The 2,853-nt window shown below is 47.5% G+C and carries 1 protein-coding gene; it reads right to left on the reverse strand.

What is annotated here, in order from left to right; translation table 11 throughout:
* Nucleotides 1-55: 55 nt before the first annotated feature.
* A complete protein-coding gene (locus IQ246_RS29320) occupies nucleotides 56-2,731 on the reverse strand; it encodes an RNA helicase (RefSeq protein ID WP_194006794.1) in 2,676 nt (891 codons plus the stop codon).
* Between the last annotated feature and the right edge of the window lie 122 nt (nucleotides 2,732-2,853).

Here is a 2,853-nt window from a genome sequence, read left to right on the forward strand (position 1 = left end):
ATGTGTATAAGAGACCGCCATTCCCCATTCCCCATTCCCCATTCCCCATTCCCCATTATTCAACTACCTCATTTACTGGGAATCTATCAATCAACTGCATCGCTCGATAAGCATTGCGCTGAAAAGATGTTGGCAAATGAGGTACATGGGGAATCTGCGATAATAAATCTAAAGTCCGACGTAAAAGTCTGACTACATCGCCTTCATCCAAGGTGGTATTTTCGCACAGTTCTGTCCACTCCATTCCCAAAGCCCACTGTTCCACTAGGGCAATTAATTCAAACTCTAACCATATAGGCAACGCTACATTATACCGCCGTTGTAGTTGGAACATCTGACGGCGAATTCCCCGCAATTTCGCCAAAGCTTCAGCTACTTCATTGCTGAGGTCGAAATTAACCTTACTGTCTGGACGTGGAGTTTCTGTCACCAAAGCCGCTACCGCTGCTGCTAAATGTTGGGGATCTAAGTTGTCCAGTTCACCACTAACGAATGCCAAACCTAGCCACAGTTCATTCTCTCCCCGAATTGCGGCAGCGATACGCCCTAATTCTGTGGGCACTAAATTATCCAAACAGCCAAAGTGTTGTAGAATCTCAATTAAATTAGTAAACTCTTCCCAATAACGTTGAGATTGTTGCTCTACTTGAGTTTGCAACACTTGAAGTTCAGCTTCTAATTCAACATAACGGGCCCTGCGTTTAAAAATAGTGGCAGCATTGCCTGATTGATGTAGGGGATGAGATTCCAATTGCTCTTGGATAGCGGTTACACGACTGAGTTGTTCGGCTACTTCTGGAGCCAGATACAGAGACTGCTCTGGCTCAGGGATACATTGGGCGATCGCAAATGTTTCTTCGTTACCACGTCGTGATTGTCCCGGTTTCAAAGGCATCTCTGGCGGTGGTAGCACTTCAGGTGGCACTTCAACTCGCGGTAGTTCGGCATATAAATCGACTACATCCCCTGTGGTAGCTACATACCAGCGGTTATCGAGTCCTAAACATACTAAGTAAGGAGCTTGACCAGAACCCAGTGTTTTTCCCACTAACACTGCTGTTACGGGTGAAGGCACTGTGATGTGTTTCCCCTTGAGACTCAACAGGGTTCCCGACACTGCAAAGCCCAACATCATCGCTAATTCTTCTTGTCGGTTTTCCAGTGCTTGCTCTTGGAGGGTTTTCAAGATCTGGCGTTCCACTTTCAGGCGTTGGCGCAATTTCTCATACACAGCCAGTTCATTTTCATCAACTGCTGCGATTTGCTCCTGTAGTTGGACTAACTGATTTTGCAGTTGGGCAATTTCCTCGTAATCTGGTCTTAAATGTAAGGTCGCCATGTACTGCCCAAAGCTCCGTTCAATCAGTTCCCTAGCTTGCTCCAGAGTATGGGTTTGCAATAAGTTCAATACCATACCGTAGCTGGGCGTAAACTGGCTGACTAAGGGGTCTGGCTTGGATGTGGCTAAATACGCTGCTTCTTTCGCGCCTTCAAAGGGGGTTTGTACAGTCACCACATGACCTTGTTTATCCATTCCCCGGCGACCAGCACGTCCTGCCATTTGCAGGAATTCGGAAGCGTTTAACAGGCGATGTCCGGTATCAGTCCGCTTAGAAAGGGTGGAAATAACTGTTGTGCGGGCGGGCATATTAATTCCCGCTGCTAGTGTCTCGGTGGCAAATACGACCTTAATTAACCCTTGCTGAAATAGTTCTTCTACTAGCACTTTCCAGGCTGGCAAAATCCCGGCGTGGTGTGCCGCAATTCCCCGGTACAAGGGAGCAATTTGTCCAGAACGTCCGGCTTCGGGATTGCGGGCTAAAAAGTCATCAATTTGTTGCCGCAAAATCTGGGATTCGTCATTATTTACCAGCCATAAATCACCCACTTCTGCCACTGCTTTATCACATCCCCGGCGGCTGAAGATAAAGTAAATCGCTGGTAGCATATCTCTTTGCTGTAGCTGGCTCAAGGTATAAATGATCCCAGGAGCCTCTGGTCTTCCGGCTCTCCCCCTCTCCCTTTCTCCCCCTCTCCCCCTCTTTTTCTGAAGGCGGGGGTTGATTTTAGTGTTGCTATCATTTAGTAGAGGAAATAGCCCTTTAGGATTGCAATAGTGAAATTCTAAGGGCACTGGGCGAAAATCGGAGTAAATCAGGTCAGTTGGGCCGTGGACGCGATTTAGCCAGTCGGTGAGTTGATCGCTATTGGCAACTGTTGCTGAAAGGGCTGCCAGTTGGACTTCACGGGGACAATAAATAATTGATTCTTCCCAAACTGTCCCCCGTTGGCGATCGTTCATGTAGTGGCACTCATCCAACACTACCGCTTCCACGTCTACTAATGAAATGCCAATTTGCCCAATGGGTGTGCCATAGAGCATATTGCGAAAAATTTCTGTAGTCATCACCAAAATCGGTGCATCCCTGTTAATGGAAGCATCTCCAGTTAACAGTCCAACGATATCAGACCCGAATTTTTCTCGAAAGTCACGTAATTTCTGATTCGACAGCGCCTTCAAAGGAGTAGTGTAAAATACACGTTTTCCTCGCGACAAGGCACGATAAATGGCGTATTCCCCTACTAATGTTTTGCCCGAACCTGTGGGCGCACATACGACTACGGAGCGTCCGGCATTTATGGACGCGATCGCATCCTGCTGGAATTGATCCAATTCAAAGGGAAATATCGACCCTAGGTTAAATTCTGGAGAAGGCGCAGGATAATTCACTCAATCACATTTGCAACCGCATTGTTTACTATATTAACGGCTATTTTGTCAACTTCGTCAGAAGGAGTTGGGAATTGGGAATTGGGGATTGGGCAGGGGGCATCGGGCAGGGGGCATCGGGC

Origin of the sequence: aff. Roholtiella sp. LEGE 12411 (genome assembly GCF_015206995.1) — a bacterium.
Taxonomy (GTDB): Bacteria; Cyanobacteriota; Cyanobacteriia; order Cyanobacteriales; family Nostocaceae; genus Komarekiella.